Here is a 6,051-nt window from a genome sequence, read left to right on the forward strand (position 1 = left end):
CTCTCGAGCGCGGTGTCAGCCGTTCGGATGAGGCCGCTCGGACGGTTCCTCGTCATCGCGCCGGGCCCCCGCCGGCTCCGTACCGGCCAGGGACAGGCCGGCGTAGAGCTCGGCGGCGCGCTCGGCGGAGACCTCGAGCTTGGCCAGCACCAGCGGGACGGCGATGGCGGGCAGGATCAGATGGAGCAGTTTGGCCACCTCCTGGGCCAGGTCGTACTCCTCCGGCAGCCCTTCGCACACCACCCGTACCCCCGTCCAGGAACAGACGAGGAGGCGGGCGGTCTCGTCCTCGTCGACATGCTGGTAGATCTCACCCCGCTCGCACGCCTCGCGCAGCAGATCGGCCAGGAGGCTAGTCCAGTCCGGCCACCTGGTGCCGAAGAGGCGCTGCGACTCCAGGTCCACCGACATCCGCAGCGCGGCCCTGAGCATCGGCTCATGGGGCATCCGATGGGCGAGCAGCAGCAGAGTGTCCACCAGCTGCTGGAGCTTGAGCCGGTTCTCGGGGACTCCGTCGGTGGTCACCGCGGCGGCGAGGACGTGCCGGGCCAGGTCCTCCTTGGAGGGGAAGTGGAAATAGAAGGCGCCCCGGGTGACCTCGGCCCGCTCCAGGATCTCGGAAATCGTGGTGCTCTCGTAGCCGCGCTCGTCGAAGACGGTCGCCGCCCCTTCGAAGATGGCCCTGCGCGTCCTCAAAGCCCTGTCCTGCCGTGCCACGGGCATCCTCCTGTCTTGATTACCACTCCAAAAGATACCGACGCGCCGGTATCTTACTGCTGTCCATTCCTCCGTGAACCACAGGCGATCACCCCCTGGGGATTTGATGTCCGAGGCTCTGTTCACCGATTCCCTACCACCGGCCGATGCCACCGCCGTCCCCACCTCGCTCCTCCATCTGCACCGCGCCTCCTCGTCCCTGATCACCGGCTGGACCGCGCTGGGCGACGACCGGTACACGGTCACCGCCCAATGGCCGACGCCCACTTCCTCCGCCCCCTTCGATCCGCTGACCCTCACCAACACCGTCCGGCAGGCCTGCCTGCTGGTGGCCCACGCCGAACAGGGTGTCCCGCTCACCCACAAGACGCTCATGGACGCCATGGACGTCCGGGTGGCACCCGGATTCCGTGTCCCGCACGACAGCCGGGCCCGCCTTCTCGTCGGCGTACGGTCCCACCGCACCGGCGCGCGCTCCCGGAAAACCGACTTCCGGATACAGGTGGACCACGAAATGGCCGCTGAGGCATCGCTCGCCTTCAGTTGGGCGTCCCCGCCCGCCTACCGCCGCCTTCGCGGCACTCGCCTGAACGTCGACTGGGCCGGCATCGCCGTCGATCCGGCCGTTCCCGCCGAGGTCGCCGGGTGTGCCGGGACCAGCAGGATCGCCCTGAGCGCGGGCGACCGCCCCGGACGCTGGCTGCTGCGCACCGACACGGCCGACCCCGTCCTCTACGACCACCCCGTCGACCATGTGCCCGGTCTGGCCCTGATCGAGGCGAGCTATCAGGCGGCACACGCCTCGACCGGCTCCGAAGCCGCTTCTCTGCGCCGTATGACGAGCGTCTTCAGGCGATATGTAGAGTTCGGCGTTCCGTGCCGGCTCGAAGCCGCGCCGGAGGCCGCCGGTATCCGGGTCACAGGAGTTCAAGAGGGCGAAGAGGCCTTCACGGTGTTCTTCGCCCACGATCGAAACAGCCGGATACCGTAACCATATGCTCGCGATACGGTTCGACCGCTTCGGTGGTCCCGAGGTACTGAATCCCGTGGAAGTGCCCGCACCGATCCCCGGACCGGGCGAAGTGCTCATCTCGGTCGAAGCGGCAGGGGTCAACTTCTCCGACACCCATCTGACGGACGGCTCCTACCTCGGCGCCGACAGGCTCCCCCACATACCCGGCAGCGAAGTGGTGGGCCGCACGCCCGACGGACGCCGGGTACTCGCCCGCGTGTCCAACGGCTACGCGGAGTTCGCGGTCGCCAAGGAGTCCCACGTCTTCGACCTGCCCCCGGACCTCGACGCGGGCCGGGCCCTGGCCCTCATGACCCAGGGGCTCACCGCCTGGCACCTGCTGCGCACAGCGGCGCGCCTCTCACCCGGCGAGACCGTCGTCGTCCACTCCGCCGCCGGAGGCGTCGGCAGCCTCGCCGTCCAACTCGCCGGAGAGTTCGGCGCGGGCCGCGTCCTGGCCCAGGCCTCGACCCCCGAGAAGGAACGACTCGCCCTGAGCCTGGGAGCCGACGGCATCGTCGCCTATCCGCTCGGGGAGCCGGCCGACATCGTCCTCGACGCCGTCGGCGGACCGCTCTTCGACCGGGCGCTGGACTCCCTCGCGCCCCTCGGCCGTCTCGTGACCTACGGCAACGCGGCACGCACCCCGTTCACCCCTGTCGACCCCGTCCGGCTGCGCGCCACCGGCACCTCTGTCATCGGGTTCTGGCTCCGCCCCGCTCTCGCCGCCCCCGGAGCGCTGGGCACCCCGCTCAAGGCACTCCTCGGTCTGGTCGCGCAGGGCCGCCTCCGGCCGATCGCGCACCGCGTCTACCCGCTCGTCGACGCGCGGCGCGCCCACGAGGACCTCCTGGCCCGTGAGACCGTCGGAAAGCTGACGCTGACCGTGTCGCCGTAGGGCCGGGAGAGCGGTCACCAGAGGTGCGGTTCCGCCTTCAGCTGCCGCTTCGCCTCCTCGACCAGCCCGGCGGGCGCCGCCGGAGCCTCCTCCGGATGCCGCTCGGCCCAGGCCGCCGCGTACGGGCAGAGCGGCACCACCGGAACACCCTCACCCGCGGCGATCCGGTAGAACTCGCGCACCAGGGAGCCCGCGATGCCCTTCCCCTCGTGCTCCGCCTCCACCACCGTGTGCACGGCGACCAGGGCGGCGGGCTCGGCGTCCAGGACGAAGTAGGCGATCCGTCCGGTGACCTCCCCGCCCTCGTACGCCTCCAGCAGGCCCTTCGCCCGGTCGTCGCGGATGTCGAACGCTGAGATGTCTGGCATGACGGCATCCTCCCCCGATCCGCCGCCGGGCGCTCGGCCGGGCCCGGTCAGACCACGGCGTGCGGGCTGCGCAGGGTGTCGCTCCCGGGAACGGGCTCGGACGCGTCGGAGCCGAGCGCGACGATGCGGTTGTCGGCGTCGACATGGACGGCACGGGGCACCAGCGACCGCGCCTCGGCGTCGTCGACCTGCGCGTAGCTGATCAGGATCACGAGATCCCCGGGGTGTACGAGGTGTGCGGCCGCGCCGTTGATCCCGATGACGCCGGAGCCGCGCTCGCCCTCGATGACATAGGTCTCCAGCCGTGCGCCATTGGTGATGTCCACGATGTGCACCAGCTCACCCGGCAGCAGGTCCGCCGCCTCCATCAGCTCCGCGTCGATGGTGACCGAGCCGACGTAGTGCAGATCGGCCTGGGTCACGGTGGCACGGTGGATCTTGGACTTGAACATGGTGCGCAGCACGGCGGTACTCCTGGATCTAGGCTCCCTGCCTGCGTTTTTGCAGGTCAAGTGCGTTTTTCCCACCCTACAACGAGTCTCATGTTCGGGCAGGTTTCCCCAGGTCTTTCAGGACTCATGCTGACCACTTGCTGACTTTCCTGATGCCCCATCAGGGCAACTTGAAGTGGCCAGCCAGCCTCCACATCCACCCGCCGCAACGCGGAAGCCAGCCTACGCGGAAGCCTTTGGAGGACCCAACCACGATCACGCTCCACACCGTTGGCAGCGTCACAGCAGTCGAGGGCATGACACCTCAGCCAGCCAACCGGAGGGCCGACACGGTGCGGCCGACTGAGAATCCGCTACAGGCTTAGGGCACACGTCACCCGAACTCGACCCCCGATAGCGCAAAAAGGTAGCAGAGAATCCCCGGATAGAGAAACCGGGGATTCCCTCGACTATTGACATGACCAGTCGATGAATCCCGACAGTGACACTTCCAGGCGCCATCGACCGGGCCTCAGACAAACGCTAAGGAGCGAGCATACACATGACCCCACAGCCGTACCACGACGAGAGACGTTCAGGGATTAACCACCCATTCAGGCGTCGATCAGAAGAATCCGCCCTGATGGACACTTCCGAAGTCGCGATGATGCTTAACATGTCCACGAGTTGGGTTTACCGGGAAGCCTCAAAGCTAGGCCTCAAAGGCTACAAGCTGGGCCGCGGCAGAAACGCTAAGGTCCTTTACAAGAGAACCGATATATTTAAATGGCTGGAGCAACAGAAGATCCATTAGAAATAAAAGCATTCCCAGCACCCAGGCCGGTACCTTCCCGATGACAAACCACGTGGAGCGCGTTCCCTGCCGCGCGCCCACACGGTTGGGGAAGCGCTTCCGCTCGACCGATACTCCACCACGGAACCTAGATCCGGACCATACGCGGGCCAAGATCCGAACGGCAATGGCCGGAGCCAGTGTTCCTGCTGGTTAGGGAGATGCAGATCATGCACCACCAGCAGACGAAGAAACTGTTGGCGACTTCCAAGCACCGTGCAGTGAATCGGCGTCCTACTGGCGTCCGAAACCAGGGGTGCAGGGCGGACTACCACTCCACTTGAACGGGCCTTCACCATCTCGCGGACACCAAGGAAATTGCCTTCCAGAATGGCTATCTACCCAGCATCCGTTTAACATTGACCTCTCTGGCACCCGTGGAAGGCTTTATAGCAGGCGATCACCGGATTCGGAAACCGGGGAGCGTTCGGAGACTTGAAGGGCGAATTACCCCCACGCCCCCTCGTTCGCTCCTCTGCATCCGTCACCCAACCCGCCTTCTCCTCAGGACTCCATGCCCTACCGCTCCACCCCATCCGGCACGTCTTCCGGCACCGAGCCGAAAGGGCCGCTGTCCGGTACCTGGTACTCGACCGGGGAACTCACCCGCCTCCTGCGCGTCGATCCCTCCACCCTCCGGCACCGGCGCACCGCGCATCCCCGGCAAGGTCCCCCGTACGTCCCGGTGAGTGGGCGTGCCGTCCTCTACAGCGCCCGCGATGTGGAGACCTGGCTCGCCGAGCGCCGTGCCACGCCCGGTGCGGCGGTCTGATGGCCTGCACCGAGGCCGTTCCGCTCGGTGTGCGAGCGGCCGGCGACATCGAGCACCGCCCCGACCGCGCCCCGCCCTACCGTGCGCGCGTTCGCTGGTTCGACCCCGCCTCCAAGCGCCGCAGGTCCCTCTCCGAGGGCAAGGACACGCACGACGAGGCAGAGGACTGGATCTCCGGCATCCTGAAGGCCGCGAAGGCGGGAATCGCGCCGGATGTGGCCACCATGTCGCTGGCCGAGTACGGCACCGGCACCATGGACCTGGCCCTGCGCGGCCTGGAACCAAAGACCCTTGACCCCTACCTCTTCCTCCGGGGCGGCACCGGTGACGGGTGGCCCGGTGGTCGGCTGGTGCCGGTTCATCGCCGGTCCCCGATCGCCGGGATGGCGGGGCCAGCGGGTGCCAGACCTTGGCCGTCGGCAGGCCGCGGGCGGGCACGCCCAGCCGGAGCACCGGCCGGGTGCTCCTCCGGCGGCGGGGTGACGCCGGCTGCCGCAGCAGGAACAGCGCCAGTCCGCCCGCCCAGGCGACGCCCGAGAGCAGCAGCGCCGTCCGAGGCCGTGCCAGAGCGAGAGGCTGTACGGGTGGGCGGGGGCCAGGAAGGCGTCGGCGTACGCCCCGAGCGGTCCGTTCAGCCAGACCACGCCGGGGCCTAGGAGGACACAGCCCGCCGCGAGCAGCGCGGGCGGTGCGAGGAACGCCGGGCCGACGCGGTGCACGGGGGTGTCCGCCAGCCCGGGTTTGCGGGCGAACGTCCCCCAGAGGAACCGGAGGGTGTACGCGGCGGTCAGCGTCGAGCCGACGACGACGGCCGCCAGCGTCCACCGGTCCGCCGTGCTCCAGCGCGGTGAACGCGGCCTCCTTGGCGGCGAGGCCGAGCAGCGGCGGCAGGCCCGCCATCGACGCCCCGGCGACGGCGGCGACCGCCGCGACCCGGGGCAGGGACCGTCCGACACCGGAGAGTTCGCGCAGGTCGCGGGTGCCCGCCGCGTGGTCGACG

The 6,051-nt window shown here is 68.6% G+C and carries 7 protein-coding genes and 1 pseudogene; 4 read left to right on the plus strand and 4 right to left on the minus strand.

Going from position 1 to position 6,051, the window contains the following annotated elements; all coding sequences use genetic code 11:
• Positions 1-15: 15 nt before the first annotated feature.
• Positions 16-717, minus strand: coding sequence for a ScbR family autoregulator-binding transcription factor (locus ABD371_RS17310; protein WP_344477811.1), 702 nt, complete (start codon positions 715-717; stop codon positions 16-18).
• A gap of 106 nt (positions 718-823) precedes the next feature.
• Here ABD371_RS17310 and ABD371_RS17315 point away from each other — a divergent pair, with 106 nt between their 5' ends.
• Both ABD371_RS17315 and ABD371_RS17320 read left to right on the plus strand, forming a co-directional pair.
• Positions 824-1,708, plus strand: a complete 885-nt coding sequence (locus ABD371_RS17315) for a ScbA/BarX family gamma-butyrolactone biosynthesis protein (protein ID WP_344477813.1) — start codon at positions 824-826, stop codon at positions 1,706-1,708.
• Between the two features lie 4 nt (positions 1,709-1,712).
• The gene (locus ABD371_RS17320; RefSeq protein WP_344477816.1) at positions 1,713-2,627 is read left to right on the plus strand and encodes a quinone oxidoreductase family protein; all 915 of its coding nucleotides are present in this window, start codon (positions 1,713-1,715) and stop codon (positions 2,625-2,627) included.
• A gap of 14 nt (positions 2,628-2,641) precedes the next feature.
• On the opposite strand, the gene ABD371_RS17325 is transcribed toward ABD371_RS17320, so the two are convergent.
• Together ABD371_RS17325 and panD are read right to left on the minus strand one after the other, a co-directional pair.
• Positions 2,642-2,995, minus strand: coding sequence for a GNAT family N-acetyltransferase (locus tag ABD371_RS17325; protein WP_344477818.1), 354 nt, complete (start codon positions 2,993-2,995; stop codon positions 2,642-2,644).
• Positions 2,996-3,042: 47 nt separating this feature from the next.
• The gene (gene panD, locus ABD371_RS17330; protein ID WP_344477820.1) at positions 3,043-3,459 is read right to left on the minus strand and encodes an aspartate 1-decarboxylase; all 417 of its coding nucleotides are present in this window, start codon (positions 3,457-3,459) and stop codon (positions 3,043-3,045) included.
• A 610-nt stretch (positions 3,460-4,069) separates the two neighbouring features.
• Here panD and ABD371_RS17335 point away from each other — a divergent pair.
• Positions 4,070-4,240 (plus strand): helix-turn-helix domain-containing protein, encoded by a 171-nt coding sequence (locus ABD371_RS17335; protein WP_344477855.1) that lies wholly within the window; start codon positions 4,070-4,072, stop codon positions 4,238-4,240.
• 553 nt (positions 4,241-4,793) lie between these two features.
• A complete protein-coding gene (locus tag ABD371_RS17340; RefSeq protein WP_344477822.1) occupies positions 4,794-5,051 on the plus strand; it encodes a helix-turn-helix transcriptional regulator in 258 nt (85 codons plus the stop codon).
• A 453-nt stretch (positions 5,052-5,504) separates the two neighbouring features.
• Here ABD371_RS17340 and ABD371_RS17345 read toward each other — a convergent pair.
• Positions 5,505-6,051, minus strand: a pseudogene (locus ABD371_RS17345) (Na+/H+ antiporter subunit A); the annotation flags it as partial.

This window comes from Streptomyces amakusaensis, assembly GCF_039532665.1.
In the GTDB taxonomy this organism is placed as follows: domain Bacteria; phylum Actinomycetota; class Actinomycetes; order Streptomycetales; family Streptomycetaceae; genus Streptomyces; species Streptomyces amakusaensis.

What these genes read in the sequence shown, in the direction of transcription:
- ABD371_RS17315 (WP_344477813.1), top strand. Translation starts at nt 824, where the DNA reads ATGTCCGAGGCTCTGTTCACCGATTCCCTACCACCGGCCGATGCCACC.
- ABD371_RS17320 (WP_344477816.1), top strand. Translation starts at nt 1,713, where the DNA reads ATGCTCGCGATACGGTTCGACCGCTTCGGTGGTCCCGAGGTACTGAAT.
- ABD371_RS17325 (WP_344477818.1), bottom strand. Translation starts at nt 2,995, where the DNA reads ATGCCAGACATCTCAGCGTTCGACATCCGCGACGACCGGGCGAAGGGC.
- ABD371_RS17335 (WP_344477855.1), top strand. Translation starts at nt 4,070, where the DNA reads ATGGACACTTCCGAAGTCGCGATGATGCTTAACATGTCCACGAGTTGG.
- ABD371_RS17340 (WP_344477822.1), top strand. Translation starts at nt 4,794, where the DNA reads ATGCCCTACCGCTCCACCCCATCCGGCACGTCTTCCGGCACCGAGCCG.